General features: G+C 66.3%; 9 protein-coding genes. 2 read left to right on the forward strand and 7 right to left on the reverse strand.

Annotated elements, in window-relative coordinates:
• Window positions 1-118 precede the first annotated feature (118 nt).
• From H7F53_RS11380 to H7F53_RS11400, 5 genes are all read right to left on the reverse strand, one after another.
• The gene (locus H7F53_RS11380; RefSeq protein WP_185679608.1) at window positions 119-433 is read right to left on the reverse strand and encodes a UrcA family protein; all 315 of its coding nucleotides are present in this window, start codon (window positions 431-433) and stop codon (window positions 119-121) included.
• A gap of 365 nt (window positions 434-798) precedes the next feature.
• Window positions 799-2253 carry a hypothetical protein gene (locus tag H7F53_RS11385; RefSeq protein WP_185679609.1) on the reverse strand — a complete coding sequence of 485 codons (1455 nt, stop codon included), beginning with the start codon at window positions 2251-2253 and terminating at the stop codon, window positions 799-801.
• A gap of 92 nt (window positions 2254-2345) precedes the next feature.
• On the reverse strand, window positions 2346-4226 hold the full coding sequence (locus tag H7F53_RS11390; RefSeq protein WP_185679610.1) for a methyl-accepting chemotaxis protein: 1881 nt from the start codon (window positions 4224-4226) through the stop codon (window positions 2346-2348).
• 119 nt (window positions 4227-4345) lie between these two features.
• A complete protein-coding gene (locus H7F53_RS11395; protein ID WP_185679611.1) occupies window positions 4346-6826 on the reverse strand; it encodes a zinc-dependent metalloprotease in 2481 nt (826 codons plus the stop codon).
• A gap of 20 nt (window positions 6827-6846) precedes the next feature.
• Entirely contained in the window at window positions 6847-7347 is a 501-nt protein-coding gene (locus H7F53_RS11400) for an Lrp/AsnC family transcriptional regulator (RefSeq protein ID WP_185679612.1), read from the reverse strand.
• 343 nt (window positions 7348-7690) lie between these two features.
• Here H7F53_RS11400 and H7F53_RS11405 point away from each other — a divergent pair, with 343 nt between their 5' ends.
• Window positions 7691-10678 (forward strand): TonB-dependent receptor plug domain-containing protein, encoded by a 2988-nt coding sequence (locus tag H7F53_RS11405; RefSeq protein WP_343062037.1) that lies wholly within the window; start codon window positions 7691-7693, stop codon window positions 10676-10678.
• A 76-nt stretch (window positions 10679-10754) separates the two neighbouring features.
• Window positions 10755-12344 carry an amidohydrolase gene (locus tag H7F53_RS11410; protein WP_379542846.1) on the forward strand — a complete coding sequence of 530 codons (1590 nt, stop codon included), beginning with the start codon at window positions 10755-10757 and terminating at the stop codon, window positions 12342-12344.
• A 60-nt stretch (window positions 12345-12404) separates the two neighbouring features.
• On the opposite strand, the gene H7F53_RS11415 is transcribed toward H7F53_RS11410, so the two are convergent.
• Window positions 12405-13478 carry a sugar phosphate isomerase/epimerase family protein gene (locus H7F53_RS11415; protein WP_185679614.1) on the reverse strand — a complete coding sequence of 358 codons (1074 nt, stop codon included), beginning with the start codon at window positions 13476-13478 and terminating at the stop codon, window positions 12405-12407.
• A gap of 76 nt (window positions 13479-13554) precedes the next feature.
• Window positions 13555-16224, reverse strand: coding sequence for a TonB-dependent receptor domain-containing protein (locus H7F53_RS11420; RefSeq protein WP_185679615.1), 2670 nt, complete (start codon window positions 16222-16224; stop codon window positions 13555-13557).
• Between the last annotated feature and the right edge of the window lie 109 nt (window positions 16225-16333).

Genomic DNA, 16333 nt, shown 5'->3' on the forward strand with positions numbered 1-16333 from the left:
CAAACGCCGGAGACAGCGTCCCCGGCGTGCAGCCCATCGCGTGGGCGGGTTGGGTTGGCGGGCCAGGGCCAGCGGGGCGCGGTCCGGCGCAGGGCCGGACCGGACACCCCGGCTAACCTCAGTTGGTCGCCATCCGCGCGTTGTTGGTCGCGGCCATCACGAGCTGGCGCACCTTCGGCTCGATGCTGGCGCTCATCTCACGGCGGCACTTGAAGTCCGGCGAGAGGTCGGCGCCGATGCGGTCACCCGGGTTGCACGCAGCAGCGATCTGACGTGCAGCGGCCGAACGGAACTTGGCAACCGACTCGGGGTTGGCGAAATCGACGCCATTGGCGACGACCGGCAGGCTCACCTTCTCGCGGCCACCGGCGAGGGCGGCGGAGGATCCGGCGAGCAGGGCAACCGCGACCAGCGCGGCGGGGAGGATCTTCATGGTCTTTCTCCTGCGAATGTTATTATCTATTTTGATTTGGGTAATACTTGAGAAGTTCCGGCGTCAGGCTTATCCGGGGTGCGTTGACCTCTCATGCCTGTCAGCGTTCTAGTTGCGCTTAGTTGTCAAATAAGCCTGACAATACGGGGCGACAACCCGAAATCCTCTGCTGCACCGCAGAAATTCGCCACTTTTTCATGCTGTAGGTGCGAACATAGCCGTCAAATTGAATGAATTGTGACGACTTTGATAACTTGTGTATCCCAAGTACTACCGAAACACTGTCCAGATCGCGACCAGTCAAGGCTGTCATGGTCGGCCGAGTCGCAAGGCCGCCCCGGATCTGACATGCCGGTTGGCGCCGCCTAACGTCCGATCAGGCCCAGCGCATGCCGGATGAAGGCATCGCGGTCTCGCACCCATTCCGCGCCCGGCGGCAGCACCGGATCGACATAGGTCCAGCCTTCGGGCGAAAAGGCACGGGTGAAGCGGCCACGGGTGTTGAAGGCCAGCGAGACCATCCGCTGCTGGGCCCGCGTGGTGCGGTCCTGCCCCTCCACCGTGGTCGAGCCGCCCGGCGCCATGGCCAGCCCCTGCGGCCGCAGCGCGAAGACATAGGGTTCGGTCCTGAAGCTCTCGACCGTGACGTTCTGGAACACCGACAGATAGACGCGGTCGAGCACGCCGAGCGGGGCCGGCGGCATCCGCCACGCCGGGGTGACCAGCACCGGCCACGGGTAGTTCTGCGGCTGGCCGTAGACGATCTCGGCGCGCAGATCGACCAGGGTGTCGCGCACCGTCTGGAGTGGCGCGACCCGGTAGAGCCGCAGATAGTTGGCCCAGGTGAACCCGAAGGACGAGGCATCGATCAGCGGCATGGCCGAAGGCGGGGACCCCGCCGGCACGTTCGACACGGTCAGGTTCTCGTAGATGCGCAGATAGGCCTTGTCCTTGAGCTGGTGCCCGCTCGCCTGGTCCTGCCACGCGCGCTGGCCGCGCCAGACCGAACTGCGCAGGTGCGTGACCAGCGTGCCATTGATGTAAGTGCTGTGCTCCTGGTCGGTGTTGGTCCCGACATTGCCAGCGATATCGCTGTCCTCGACGAACAGCATGGTCTGTCCGCTGGGGAGGAACAGGGCGTTCTTGCCGCCATAGAGCCGGACGCGGCGCAGCACGGCGCTGAACAGGCCGGGGCGCTGGCCGTCGAACACCTCGAGGTTGAGCGCGCCCTTGGGCTGGATCGCGCCGGGAAAGTCGAGCTCGACGTCGCGCAGCTCGAAGTGGATCCGCTGGGTGCCGATATCGAACAGCCGCAGGCCGAGCGAGGCCCACGGATCATTGGTGCGGAAGGTCACCCGCCGCCCGGGGATCGATGACCGGATCAGATACTGGGTCCCGTCGAGCGGTCCGACCACCTGCGGCTGCCACGGCGCGAAGGGGTAGACGCAGGGCCGGCCGGCCCCGTCGAGCGCCTCGTAGACGAACTCGAATCCGCCCTCGACCCGGCCGCCAAGCGAGTCCGCGCCGCGGCCGGCATAGACCTCGCGTCCTGCTGCGCGCGAGGCGTCGCAGCGGATCACCAGCCGCACCGCGGGGCGGCGCAGACCGCGCGTCGGCATGTAGAACGGATAGAGCGTATCGGCGACGGCAGGATCAACCGGCGGCAGTGCCACCGGGAGCGTTGTCGGCGGAGCCGGCGGCGGCAGGGCCCGGGCCCGGGGGGTGCCGGGATCGGCTGCACCCGAAGGACCCGGCTGCAGGGCCACGCAGCTGAGCGCCAGCACGACCACGGCGATTACGGGTTTGGGGCGAAGGGTCACGCCGGGAGCTCCACGAGGCAAGGCTGGCGGTTGACCTTAGCGCCTGGCGCTGTGGGAAAGGTAAATGAGCGCAGCGCGGGGGCCGTGCCGGGTCAGAAGCTGCTCCAGTCGTCGTCCGGACGCGCCAGGGCCAGGTTGCCGGTCACCGGGGGCGCCATGGTGACCGCGCGTGCAGGGGCGGGCAGGGCCGGTGCGGCGGGGCGCTGTGCCGGCCGGCTCGCCACGGCGCTGGCCCGGCGGTTGGTCTCGGCGCGATGCCCGCTGCGGCTGGCGACATCGCGTGTGCGGAAGGCCGAGACCAGGTCCATCATGCAGTCCGCCTCGGTGTTGAGCGCGCGCGTGGCGGCGGTCGACTGCTCGACCATGGCGGCGTTCTGCTGGGTCATCCGGTCCATGTCGAGCACGGCGCCGTTGATCTGCTGCAGGCTCTTGGCCTGCTGCTCGGCCGCGCTGGCGATCTCGGCGACCAGGGTGTTGATCTCACCGATCCGCCCGACGATCTCGCGCAGCCGGGTTCCGGTGGTACCGACCAGACCGACCCCGGCGGTGACCTGGTCCGAACTGTTCGAGATCAGCGCGCGGATATCGCGCGAGGCGTCGGCGCTGCGTTGGGCCAGTGCGCGGACCTCGTTGGCCACCACGGCGAAGCCCTTGCCCGCCTCGCCGGCCCGCGCTGCCTCGACCCCGGCGTTGAGCGCAAGCAGGTTGGTCTGGAAGGCGATCCCGTCAATTACGCTGATGATCTGGGCGATCTGCTGTGCCGATTCCTCGATCTGGGCCATTGCCGCAACCGCCTGCTCGACCACCCGGCCACCTTCGAGCGCTTCGCCATGGGCCAGGGCGATCGACTGCTGCACCGCCACGGCCCCGGCGGCGGTGGCGCTGACCGAGCCGGTCACCTGGTTCATCGCGGCGGCGGTCTCCTCGAGATTGGCCGCCTGCTGCTCGTTGCGCCTGGCCAGATCGTCGGCGGCGGCGCGGATCTCGGTGATCGAGGCGAGCACACCGCGCGCGCTGACGCGCACCGTGCCGATCGCGCCGCGCAGCGAGTCCTGCGCGCGGTTGAAGTTGTGACGCAGTTGTTCGTAGCCGGCCGGGAAGGTCTCTTCGATCGTGTACTCCAGGTCCTTGTCGGCAAGGTGGTCGAGCGCGTCGGACAGAGCGCGGACGACCTGCCGCTGTTCTTCCTCGGCCCGGGTCTTGGCGATCGCCCCCTGGCGAAAGGTTTCCATCGCTCGCGCCACTGTGCCGATTTCGTCCTGGCGCTCCTGGCCATCGATCGTGCGCTGGAAGTCACCTGCGGCGAGCGCCTCGATCGCCTTGGCCGTATCGGCCAGCGGGGCGACGATGCGGCTTCCGATCAACCGTCCCGCGATGAGGACCAGCGCCATGATCGCGGCAGCCAACAGCGCCACCACCGCGATCGCCAGCACCGTGGTGCGCTGTCCGTCGGCGACCAGCGTCGCGCGGTAGCGGTTCGAGGCGGCGACGAGCTGCTCGATCTGGTCGTGCTGGGCCGAGAACCGCGGGCCGAGCTCGGCATTGCGGATGGCGTTGGCACGGGCGATGTCGCCAGCCTTGGCCGCGGGCAGAAAGCGGGTGTCCATCGTCTCCCAGAAAGCATCGGCCTTCGTCAGCGAACTCTCGAGCTCGGCGCGCAGCTCGTCCGGAATCGGTGCGGTTTTCCAGTATTCCCGCCGTTGCCGGAAAGCGGCGCGGTTCTCGTCGATCTGGGCCAGCTCCTGGGCCATGGTCTCGGGGTTGGTGGTGATCAGCGTGGCGTGGAGGTAGGGCTCCACCACGAAGGCAGGCGGTGGCAGGATATCGGCCAGCAGCTCGTCCTGCAGTGATGTCGCGCGCGAGATCGGACCGCCGAAGCGGATCTGTGCCACGGCCAGCCCGCCCATCACCACTGCCACCAGCAGCAGGGAGATCAGGATGCGCACACCGTTGCGGGCCTGGGTCTGGATCATGGGCAGACGGGGTCCTTGGTTAATTTCGCGCTACCACGCTAACCTCGCGTCGCCTGACAATCGGTGTGGCCGACCTGCGTATTTGCCCAAAGGTCCCCGAGAAACCTCTGCGCCCCGGGCTAGCCGAGCGGCGGGCCGGGGGGCTGGGGGAACCGCGAGCGCGGTCCCTCGCCCCAGTCGGGCGCCAGCTTCTTGGGTGCGTGGGCAGCCGGATCCTCAAGGTAGCGGGCGATCGCGGCGGCACTGCGGGCGGCCCAGGCACCGACCAGCCGGTCCGGATCGCGGCGCCCGGCCAGAAGCGCACCCTGGCGCTGCAGCGTTTCGAGCACATAGCCGCGAGCTGCAGGGGCTGCCTCCGGATGGGCGCCGAGGATCATCAAGGCATCAAGCGTGAGCGATTGGACGGCGGTCTGCACGGCCCGGCCACCCTCGGTTCCCTCGCGCGGGGCGCCCAGTGTCCGGGCCACGATCGCATCGACCATCTCGGGGAACGTCAGCGTGTCCTTCTGGCGGGCGGCCAGCGCGAGCATGCGATTGGCCCGCGCGGCCTCGGTCAGCGGCTCGAGCACCAGGGCCGTGGCGATCCGGGCGGCCTGCAGCTGATCGAAGGCAGGATCGCCCGACAGATCCTCCTTGTTCGATCCGGGGGCGGCAACCAGCTGTGCCAACAGGCTCTCCGGCATGGCCAGCGCCGCCGGCTGCACCGCATCGAGCAGCAGCCCCAACACCTCCCGTTGCAGGGCGGCCGGGACGAATTCGGTGGGGGGGACAGTATCGCCCTTGACCACGAAGTTCTGGTAGAGCCCACCCACGTACTTTGCCGCGCTCTCGATCGCATAGCGGTGGTGCAGGTAGACCATCCACAGCCGCGCGTCGCGCAGGGCGCCGACCGGTTCGCCGGGGGTCAGCGCTGCCTGGCCGTAGGTCTTCAGCAGGATGCTCCGCGCCGCGTAGGTTTCGCGCAGATAGGCGGTGGGAGTGGCGCGATCGTCGTACCAGGTCCAGCGCGGATCGGTGTCGGGCACATAGTGGAGACCGGCGGCGCGCATGTCGGCTATCACCTTGGCCAGCCCAGCCTTCTCGGCCCCGGGGGCGAAGACCGAATAGGCGTAGCGGACCATCATCTTGTCGTAGGCGCCGATCTGCTTCTGGAACGCCTCGGACAGGTCAACATGGTCCCCGGCCACCTTCACCCGCGGCGAGGGATACTCCATCACCGACTGACGATCGTCGAGGCTCGAGGCGAAGTTGTGCTGGAAGCCGAGGGCATGGCCGAGTTCATGCGCCGTGAGCAGCGCCTGACGCACCAGCACCATGTCGCGCTGCCCGGCTGGCATCCCGGCGAAGGCGCCGGGGGTGACCAGTGCCGGATCGGCCACGGTCACTCCGCTGCCATCGGCGGGGAGCGCTGCGGTATAGGCATCCCAGTAGTTGGCGATGGTGCGGATGCGGTGCGTGTCCATCCGCGTCTTCGAGCCGAGGATCTCACCGGTGCGGGGGTCGCGGTAGGTGCCGCCGCTGGAAAAGCCGCGCTCGTCCCGGTTGATCCACAGGACATAGGCGTAGCGGATGTCCATCGGGTCCATGTCGGCGGGGGCATCCTCGGCGCGGACCGCGTTGATGAAGCCGGCCTGTTCGAACGCCTTGTTCCACCACAGCGTGCCCTGCTTCATCGCGGTGCGGATGGGGGCCGGGATGGCCGGATCAAAGTAGAAGGTGATCGGCTTGACCGGCTCGCTCAGTGCGGCCGAGGGGTTTTTCTTCTCGAGCCGCCAGCGGGTGATCCACTTGGTTTCCGTGGGCTCGCTCACCTCCTTGGCATAATCGCGGAAGGTCAGCTCGCTCACCCCGATCCGCGGATCGCCGAGACGCGGGACATAGCCGCTTGGCGCCTTGAGGAAGCTGTGGTGGATGCGCAGGGTCAGGCTGCGCGGATCGGGCGTGACGCTGCGCACCAGTGCCCCCGGGGCATCCCCGGCGAAAGTGGCGATCGTCTCCACCTCGGAGTTGTCCGGGAAGGCCCTGGTGGCCGGCAGGTGGAACGCGCTGCGCGCCGGATCGAACCGCCAGCCGCCTTGGTTGGCTCGCCGCAGAACGGCCTCGATCCCGGCGGCGTCGCGCAGGAACAGCCCGGTGGCATCAACCACTATCTTGCCTCCCGCGGTCGATTCGATCGGCAGGCTCGCAAGGACCGAGGTGGGAAAGGAATCGGCCACGCCGGTCGCCGTCTGGGCTGTGCCGGCCGTGGTGCGGTAGCCCGTGTTGATTTCGACCACCAGCACGCGCGACCCGGCGCGCTGGAAGCGGATCACCGCGCTGTCGAGGATGCCGCGATCGAGCGGCAACTCGACCGAGCCGCCGCCGCTTGCGGCCGAGACATAGTAGAGGATGTCGGTATCGAAGGCGGGCACCTCGATCAGCATGCGGCCCTTGGCCGCATCCCACACGAGTGGCACGAAACCCTCCATCCGCATCGCTGTCGGGCTGGTCGGCGTTGCCATCGGGGTGGGGGCCTGAGCCCGCGCAAGCGGCCCCGACAGCGCGATCAGGGCGAGGGCCGAAGCCGAGGCGAGGGGGTAGATGCGACGGGACAGGGGCATGGGCTTTGGCTCCACGATGATCAACGCGGGGGGTGGCCGCGCCCGGTCCGGGCGCGGTCAAAAACGATGGGAATGGTCGAACGGCGGGCCACTTCGCGCAGAATGAAGCTGCTCCGGATCTTCGCGACGTGCGGCAGGTTCGACAGTTCCCGGCGGTAGATCGTGTCGTATTCGTCGAGCGAACTGACATGGACAATCAGGATGAAATCGGTGTCGCCCGAGATGAAGCCGCAATAGGACATCGAGGGGCACTTCACGACTTCCTCCTCGAATTCGTTGAGCACCTGCTCAGCCTGCGAGCGCAGCTCGATCATCACGATCACGACTCCCGAAAAGCCCAGTTGTTCGAGCGATAGCTGGGCGCGGTAGCCGGCGATGATCCCGTTTTCTTCGAGGATGCGCCTTCGGCGCGCCACCGCCGGGCTCGACAGGCCGAGCTGCTCGCCCATGGCCACGTCGGTGCAGCGCCCGTCGGTCGACAGGAGCTCGAGCAGCCGGAAATCCACCTCGTCCAGTTCCATCACAAGCTGCCCGACTGTTTCAAAATCGATCAACAGGAGGCCAAGAAGATTTGAAAGACAAATTTCTCAGCTCATTTGAAAGGTGATTTTATTAAAAATCAAATTGTCCGTGGTAATGCGCGGGACCGATTCAAGAATCAATCAGGACCTTCCGATTGCGATCTTGTCAAGGGTCCTAATCTGCGCATTTCCCAATGCCATCGGACCGCCCAGATTTTTCGACAATGGGCAGAATATGATCAAAGATTCAAACTTATGAAAGTACTGAACGCAGTATTTCTATGAGGAGAGACGAAAGGTCGCGATTTCAACTTGAAATAGGGGGGTTACAATGCAGCATCGGGTGGGTGCGAAGAGTTTCCGTGGGGTGGCCTCGTCGACAGCGCTGCTCGGCAGCGTGTCGCTGGCATGTCTCGCTCTGCCATCCTCGGCGTGGGCCCAGGCGGCGGACGTCGCTCCGCAGGCTCCTGCTGAGCAGGACACGGTCGGCAATCCGGTCGAGCAGATCACCGTCACCGGGTCGCGCATCGTCCGCGACGGGTACGATGCGCCGACCCCCGTGAGCGTGGTCAGCACGAAGGAGCTCAAGGCCGAAGCGCCCGCCAACATCTCGGATTTCGTCAACACGCTCCCCGCGGTGCGCGGATCGACCACGGCCGCGAGCACCAACGGTTCGCTCTCCAACGGCGCCGCCGGGATCAACAGCGTCAACCTGCGTGCGCTCGGTGCGGTGCGCACCCTTGTCCTGTTTGACGGGCAGCGCTCGGTTGCCTCGACCACGACGGGCACGGTCGATGTCAACACCTTCCCGCAGGCGCTGATCCAGCGGGTAGAGGTTGTGACCGGCGGCGCTTCGTCGGCCTATGGTTCCGATGCGGTGTCGGGCGTGGTCAACTTCATCCTCAACAAGGAGTTCACCGGGTTCAACGCCGAGTACGAGTATGGCGTGACCACTTATGGGGATGGTCCGAACCACAAGCTGTCCGGCACGGTCGGCACGAAATTCGCCGACGGGCGCGGCCACGCCATCGCCTCGGTCGAGCACTTCACCCAGACCGGCATCCAGAGCATCGACCGCGACTGGAACGACAGCGGCTTCTTCCTCGCCAACAACCCGGCCTACAGCGCCGCCGGTTGCCGCGATACGCTGGCCTCGACGCCCTGCGTCAACGAGTTTCTGATCGCATCGGGAATCGGCACTGGCCAGTTCACCCCCGGCGGCCTGATCAGCACCGGGCCGCTCAGCGGGACCTACTTCGGTTCGATCAACCCGGCCACGGGCAGGGCCACGGTCAACCAGCTGGTGTTCGGCCCGACCAGCGGCCAGTGGATGGTCGGTGGCGACCTCGCGATAACCACGGCTGGTCATCGCAGCAGCGCCACCCTGCTCCCTGCCGAAAAGCGGACCTCGGCCTTCGGACGCCTGAGTTTCGAGTTCTCGCCTGCGTTCAACGTCTTCGGCCAGTTCGCCTACAGCAAGTACAACGGCCAGAGCTTCTATCAGCAAACCCCGACCGTGGGTGTGACGATCCAGCGCGACAACGCCTTCCTGCCGGACTCGGTGCGGGCGGCGATGGTCGCCAACAACCTGAACTCGATCCAGATCGGGACCAGCAACATTTTCCTGCCGCCGCAGGGCAGCGACAATACGCGCGAGGTCTATCGCTACGTCGTCGGAGCCAACGGCGAATTCGGCGCGCTGGGCAAGGACTGGAAGTGGGATGGCTACTACCAGCTCGGCGAGACCAAGACGCGCGAGCTGTTGACCAACACCTGGAACATTGCGCGCATGGCTGCAGCCACCGATGCGGTGGCCGCGCTGGCGGGCAACGTCGGGGGCTATGCTGCGGGCACGGTGGTCTGCCGGATCAACGTCGACGCCAACACCACCAACGACGACCGCTCCTGTGTCCCGCTTAACCGGATCGGCACCAACGGCGCCTCGCAGGCGGCGATCGACTATGTGCTGTACAACGGCCAGCAGCCGCTGCGCACCCAGCAGCTCAAGCAGGAGGTGGTCGCGCTCAACGTTTCGACCAACAATCTGTTCAGCACCTGGGCCGGCCAGGTCTCGCTCGCCTTCGGCGGCGAATACCGCAAGGAATCGGTGAACGGGCAGGTCGATCAGCTGTTCCGCCCGCTGGTCGCCAACGGGGTGACCACCGGCACCTGGATCTACGGCAACTACCTGCCGACCATCGGTGCCTACACCGTCAAGGAAGGCTACGTCGAAACCATCGTGCCGCTGGCCTCCGGGCTCGACTTCAACGGGGCGGCGCGCCTGACGGACTATTCGACCTCGGGCACGGTGACGACATGGAAGGCCGGTCTGACCTGGCAGGTCATCCCCGACATCAAGCTGCGCGGCACGGTCTCGCGGGATATCCGCGCGCCCAACCTGTCCGAGCTGTTCGCCCCGGGCACGGGCCGCACCAACACGGTCAACGTGCCCCAGCCCAACGGTTCGGTCGCCGCCAACCAGTTCAACGAATCGACGGTGGGCAATCCCGGCCTGAAGCCGGAGGTGGCGCGCACCTACGGCGTCGGCGTGGTCGCCACACCGGCCTTCCTGCCCGGTTTCGCGATGTCGGTGGACTACTACAAGATCGACCTGTCGGGCTCGATCGACTCGCTGACCGCGCAGACGCTGGTTGACCAGTGCTATCTCCAGCAGATCGCCACGGCCTGTACCTTCATCTCGACCACCGGCGGTCGTGGGGTCACCACACCCGGCCTCGCGGTGACCAGCATCGAGATCAAGCCGACCAACTTCGTCAGTCTTGAGACCAGCGGGATCGATATCGAGGCGAGCTACCGCCGCCAGATCGGTCCGGGCAACCTGACCCTGCGCGGCCTTGCCAGCCATGCGATCGAGCTGGTGACCGACAACGGCGTGACGCTGCAGACCGATGCCGCCGGCCAGAATACCGGCGGCCTGCCCAAGTGGACCTACCGCTTCACCGCCGGCTACGACTTCGACAGCGGCTTCAGCATCCAGGGCGTGGCCCGCGGCGTGTCGGGCGGCGTCTACAACAACAACTACATCGTCTGCACCGCCGACTGTCCGCTCTCGACCGCTGACCGCCGCACCGTGAACCTCAATTCGATTGCCGGCGCGTTCTATTACGACATCAACGCCAGCTACAATTTCGAGGTGGCGGGCGCCAAGGCCCAGGCTTTCCTGTCGATCCGCAACCTGACCAACAAGGATCCGGTGCTGGTCGGCAACGGCCCGACCGGCAACAACACCCCGGCCTATCCGCAGACCAACCGCGCGCTCTACGACGTGCTCGGTCGCGTGTTCCGGATGGGCGTGCGCATCAAGATGTAAACCGCCGGCCCGGGGTGGCGCGGCGCGGCGCCCCGGGCGCGGGAGAGCTTCAACAGTTCCCGATGGGAGTGAGACGATGATGATGAAGACAGCGGTACTTTCGACCATGGCCCTGCTGCTCGCCGGCACCCCGCTGAGCGTGGCAGCCAAGGCCCCGCCCGCGCTCAAGACCGAAGCGGCGGCACTGATCGATGGCCAGGCCAAGCTGGTTCAGGAGATGGTCGATTCGGTGTTCAGCTTCCAGGAGCCGGGGTTCCAGGAGTACCAGACCGCGGAATACCTGACGGGCATCCTCGAGAAGAACGGCTTCACCATCAACCGCGGCGTGGCGGGCATTCCCACCGCCTGGACCGCCACCTGGAGCAACGGCGACGGACCGGTCGTGGCGCTCGGTTCGGACGTCGACGGTCTGCTGGGACTGTCGCAGGTTCCGGGGGTGCCGCAGATCAAGCCCCTGGTGGCCGGTGCCCCGGGTCACGGCGAGGGCCACAACTCGGGCATGCCGCTGATCATCGCCGCCGCGCTGGCGACCAAGGAGGTGATGATCAAGCACAAGCTCAAGGGCAAGCTGATGCTGTGGCCCGGCGTGGCCGAAGAGCTCTTGGCGACCAAGGCGTTCTATGTTCGCGCCGGCCTGTTCAAGGACGTCGACGTCTCGATCTTCACCCACGTCGCCTCCAGCTTCGGCACCAGCTACGGCGATTCCGGCAACAACGGGATGGTCTCGGTCGAATACACCTTCAAGGGAATCACCAGCCATGCCGCGGGCTCGCCGTGGTCCGGGCGCAGCGCGCTTGACGGCGTCGAGCTGATGGACATCGCCTGGAACATGCGGCGCGAGCACCTGCCCCTGACACAGCGCTCGCACTATGTGATCACCAATGGCGGCGGGCAGCCCAACATCGTCCCGGGCGAGGCCACGGTTTGGTACTACTTCCGTGAACAGACCTTCGATTCGATCCGCAAGCTCTACCAGACCGGCACCGAGATCGCCGAGGCCGCGGCGAAGGCGACCGGGACAACCATGACCAAGCGGGTGCTCGGCTATGCCGCGCCGAACTTCGGCAACAAGCCGCTGGCCGAGGCCGCCTACGAGAACATCAAGCTGGTCGGCATGCCCAAGTGGACGCCCGACGACCAGGCTTTCACCAAGGCGGTCCAGGAGGCGCTGAAGTTCAAGGTCGCTCCGCTCAAGACCGAGGTCGAACCGCTATCCAACCCGGACACGCGCGGTCCGTCGACCGGCGGTGGATCGGATGACATCGGCGACATCATGTGGACCGTGCCGACGATCACGATCCGCTTCCCGTCCAACATCCCCAGCATGATCGGCCACAACGTCACCTCGGCGATCGCCATGACCACGCCGATCGCCCACAAGGGGGCGGTGGCCGGCGCCAAGGCCGTGGCGATGACCGTGCTCGACGTGCTCACCACGCCCAAGCTGGTCACCGATGCCAAGACCTATTTTCAGACCGTGCAGCTCAAGGACCAGAAGTACGATCCGGTCCTGACCCCCGAGGACAAGCCGGCGATCCACCTCAACAAGGAGCTGATGGAGCGAATCCGGCCCGAGCTGAAGAAGTACTACTACGACCCTGCCAAGTACCCGAGCTACCTTGAGCAGCTGGGGATCAAGTACCCGCAGCTCACCCCGACCCGCTAGGCGGCGACGCGGGGCGCGCCAGGCCGGCGGTCCGGCGCGCCCCGCGGTGCGACCCTGTGGCTAGGCCAGCTTGGCCAGACCCCAGGCAAACACCCGGCGGTTGTTCTCCTCCTCAAGCCGGAACTGCTCCGCGGGCGAGAGCGTGCTCACGATCGGCAGTGCGGTCTGCCGGCGCCGCACCATTGCCATCCATCGGTCGACGCGTGGCCGGCGGTCGGCGAAGGCCGCATGATAGCGGTCGGTCAGGACCGGCACCTTCAGCGGATCGCGGGTGATCAGCTCGGTGGTCGGGAAAATTCGGGGATTGGCCTTGCGCATGATCGCGAAAAGCCGCGCCTGGTCGGTCATCCCGGTATCGAACAGCACCTCCGACAGGAGGAAACCCTCGGCGTAAGGGGCCACTCCCATGTCCTTGAGCGAACAGGCCTTCACCCAAGGCGCGAGCGCGGTCACGGTTTCCTCGGGGCGTTCCATGAAGCTCATGTTGTTGCCCGGGTCGATCAGGCTGCCGAGATAGGCGCTGTCGATCCGCTTGAGCAGCGCGACGTGCTCCGCGACTGTCCGGTCTTTGTGGTTCTCCAGCGCGATCGCCACGCGGTACTTCTCGGCGATCGGCACGCAGCGTTCGATAATGGTGTTGGCTTCTGCCAGCCAGCGCGACCAGTCGGCCAGACTGGTAAAGGACTCGTAGCGCCGGCCAGTGCTGTCCGCTGGCGGCCGCGAGACCGCCCGCACACAGGTCGCGCCAAGCTCGGCTGCGGCCCGGACACTGGCCTCGAACGGCCCATAGTCACCGTCGCTGCGGGTGGGCAGGCTGGCCTGACCCTCGTAGTACATGCCGAGCTGCTCGAGCCGGGCGCGGAAGCGTGAAATGTCGGCCTGGCCCACGCCGATCTGCACCCCGCCGCCACCGAGGCTGCGCACATAGTCGAGGAAGGCCACGGGATCCTCGCGCAGGCCTTTGGCAACCCCGTCCAGTCCGCGCAGGTGCGCCGAGAGTCCGGTCGCGGCCACGCCGAGCGGCGACTTGCGGGGCAGGACCCCTTCGGCCTCGGCGATGGCCAGGCTGGGGAACCCGGCGAAGAGGGTGGCGGCGAGCGCTGACTGGCCGAACCGGCGACGGGTCATCTGCATGCGGGGACTCCTCTCGCAGGGCCCTGAAAAAAGGGCCGGGCGCGAGCGCCCGGCACAAGGGTCTTCAGGGTGAAGCTCAGAACCGGGTGCGCAAGGTGATCTCCAGCGTGCGCCCGAACGGGGAGTGCGCATTCTGGAAGAAGCCCAGCGTTCCGTCGTAGAACGGTGGCCACCGGTTGAAGATGTTCGAGCCGCGCAGCTGGATCTGGCTGCCCTTGAGTACGTTGGGCAGATCGTACTGGACAGTCAGGTCGAAGGTTTCCCAGCTCTTCACATTCGGGAACGGGGTGCCGGTGGTGATGTTGGTGAAGCCGCCGACATAGGTCATGAAGCCGGACACGGTGAGGTTGTTGCGGTTCCAGCTCAGCTGGCCGCGGCCGCGCCACTTGATGGCATTCTGCTGACCGATGATGTCCTGGAAACCGGTGCCCGGCGCCAACTCCTGCCGGAAGCCCAGCTGCCGGTTGGCGTTCACGTTGACGGTGAAGTTGCCGATGCTGGTGGGCACGCGGTAGTTCAGGTCGAAGTCGAGACCGTCGATGATCCGCTGGCCCACGTTGATCGCAAAGGACTGGAAGATCGCGTCGATCCGCGACGGCACCGGGCTCTGTGGCGGCGCGGCGGCGATTGCTGCTGCCACCTGGGCGGCAGTGGGGTTGCGCACCACCGCGAAGGCGAAGAACGGGTTGTTGAACGCGTCCGCCTGGGTCGGCTTGTAGATCAGGTTCTTGTACTTGACGTTGTAGTAGGTGGCGCTGAACTTCAGACCCGGGATGAAGCTGGGCTTGAAATCGGCGCCGAGCGAGTAGGTCTCGGCCTCTTCAGGGGTCAGGGCCGGATTGCCACCGCCCTGGTTGTAGATGTTCACGTTGTTGCCGAAGCCGGCGATGTTGAGCCCGATCTGCGGCACGCCGAAGATCGAGGTGATGAGGCCCAGGTTCGGCGCGACGAAGCTGGTGCTCCACGAGCCGCGCAGCGACAGGTCCTCGACCGGTGCCCAAACCAGGCCGACCTTCGGATTGAATGTGCCGCCCAGCTTCTGGTAGTGATCGTAGCGGCCGGACACCGACAGTTCGAGCCGTTCAAGCCCGGGACGGCCGTTGCTTGAGGTGAAGAACGGGAAGTTGATCTCGGTGAAGGCCGCCGCGACGAAGCGCGAGATCTTGTCGTTGCGGACCAGCAGCTGCTGCGGGCCGGGAACCCCGCCAATCTGCAGCTGGTTGGCTTGCTCGTCGCGGAACTCGCTGCCGATCGCGACACGGACGTCGCCGCCGCCCAGCGCGAACACCGGACCATCGGCCTTGACCATCAGCTGACGCAGGTACTGCGAGCTGTCGTTGATCTGGGTGAAACCGTTGTTGATCTGGGCCAGCACGCTGGCGTTGTTCTGCGCGGCCTGCCCGAAGGGATTGAACGCCGTGGCCAGGGTGGTGCCGTTGGCCAGGTTCTGCGCCGCCACCAGATCGATTTCCGGCTGGGAGTTGAAGTCGTTGGTCTTCGAATAGTGGGTCATCACGTTGAGCAGCCAGCCGCTGCCGAGCTTGACGTCTGCGCCCAGCGTCACGCCGATGACCTCTGAGCTTTGCACGTTCACCGGGTTGGGGAACAGGCCTTCGCCATTGCGCGCCACGGCGACCGTCTGGCCCGGCGCGAGCGTCACGCCGGGGGGCAGGGTCAGGTAGGGATTGGTCTGGGGCACGGTGAGGTTGAGTGCGCGCGGGTTGGCCACGCGCGAGGTGTCGAGCTTGGAGTAGTTGCCCTCGGCCCACACGGTGATCGTGTCGTTGAGCTCCTGCCGGAAGGTCGCGAGCATCGAATAGCGGGTCGATTCCGGGACCAGTTCGGTGTTGAGCTGATTCTCGCAGCGATTGCGGTTGGCGGTGCCTACCGCGAAGGACGGATAAGCATAGACTGTGCTGCCGATCGTCACGTTTGGCAGGTCGCAGACCGTGGTGCGCTGGTCGCGGCCGCCACGGAAGCGCTGATCCGCGCGGAGGAAGGGAATCTCCGAGTTGAACGGAGACTTGTTGGAGCTGTACTCGCCAACGATCATCACGTTGCCGGTGGACCACTTCTTGCCCCAACCGAGCCCGAGGTTGCGCTTTTCGTAGCTGTGCTCGGGTGAGAACCCGTAAGTGCCTTGAGCCTCAAAGCTGTCCATGTCGCGGCGGTAGATAAAGTTCGCCACACCGGCGACGGCGTCCGATCCATAGACCGCTGATGAGCCGTCGGCGACGATCTCGACCCGGCCAATGCCCATGACGGGGACAATGCCCGGATCGGGCAGGACCGCCTCGCCGCCGACCGCGGCCATGCGGTGGCCGTTGAACAGCGCAAGCGTGGCGAAGATGCCGATGTTATGGATGTTGGGCAGGAAGCCGCCGGTGCGGAAGCGCCCGGTCGTAGCGATCTCGTGGTTGACGCCAAAGTTGCCCAGCTGGGGTACCAGGCTGAGCAGTTCGGACATGTTGGCCGGGGCATTGACCTTGACGAACTCTTGATCGACGCCAACCAATGGCGAGCCGATCGGGGCGACACCGCGGATACTGGTGCCCGTGACCACGATCTCGGAATCGTCCTCCCCGGTGCCGGCGCCCGCGGTCGCCGCCCCGGTCTTGGCATCGGCCGGTGCGGCAGCCGTCTGGGCCGCTGCGGTGCCGGCAAGGGTCAGCGCCAGCACGGCCGCGCCGGTCAGGTAGGTGGCGCGATGCAGGCGATCCGACTTCATGAACTCGATGCGCTTCATGTTATCTCCCCCAGAGCGATCTTGCCCGCCGCATGCGCCGAGCCGGTGAGGAGACGATGTCAATCGCCCGCCGGATGCTGCCGGGGGCGGGCAGTCGCGCTGCCAAGGC

The sequence above is a fragment of the Novosphingobium piscinae genome, from assembly GCF_014230355.1.
GTDB classification, from domain to species: Bacteria; Pseudomonadota; Alphaproteobacteria; order Sphingomonadales; family Sphingomonadaceae; genus Novosphingobium; species Novosphingobium piscinae.

Excerpts from the sequence above, each read along its gene's own strand:
- H7F53_RS11380 (WP_185679608.1), bottom strand. The coding sequence starts at position 433 with ATGAAGATCCTCCCCGCCGCGCTGGTCGCGGTTGCCCTGCTCGCCGGA.
- H7F53_RS11390 (WP_185679610.1), bottom strand. The coding sequence starts at position 4,226 with ATGATCCAGACCCAGGCCCGCAACGGTGTGCGCATCCTGATCTCCCTG.
- H7F53_RS11395 (WP_185679611.1), bottom strand. The coding sequence starts at position 6,826 with ATGCCCCTGTCCCGTCGCATCTACCCCCTCGCCTCGGCTTCGGCCCTC.
- H7F53_RS11400 (WP_185679612.1), bottom strand. The coding sequence starts at position 7,347 with ATGGAACTGGACGAGGTGGATTTCCGGCTGCTCGAGCTCCTGTCGACC.
- H7F53_RS11410 (WP_379542846.1), top strand. The coding sequence starts at position 10,755 with ATGATGATGAAGACAGCGGTACTTTCGACCATGGCCCTGCTGCTCGCC.
- H7F53_RS11415 (WP_185679614.1), bottom strand. The coding sequence starts at position 13,478 with ATGCAGATGACCCGTCGCCGGTTCGGCCAGTCAGCGCTCGCCGCCACC.
- H7F53_RS11420 (WP_185679615.1), bottom strand. The coding sequence starts at position 16,224 with ATGAAGCGCATCGAGTTCATGAAGTCGGATCGCCTGCATCGCGCCACC.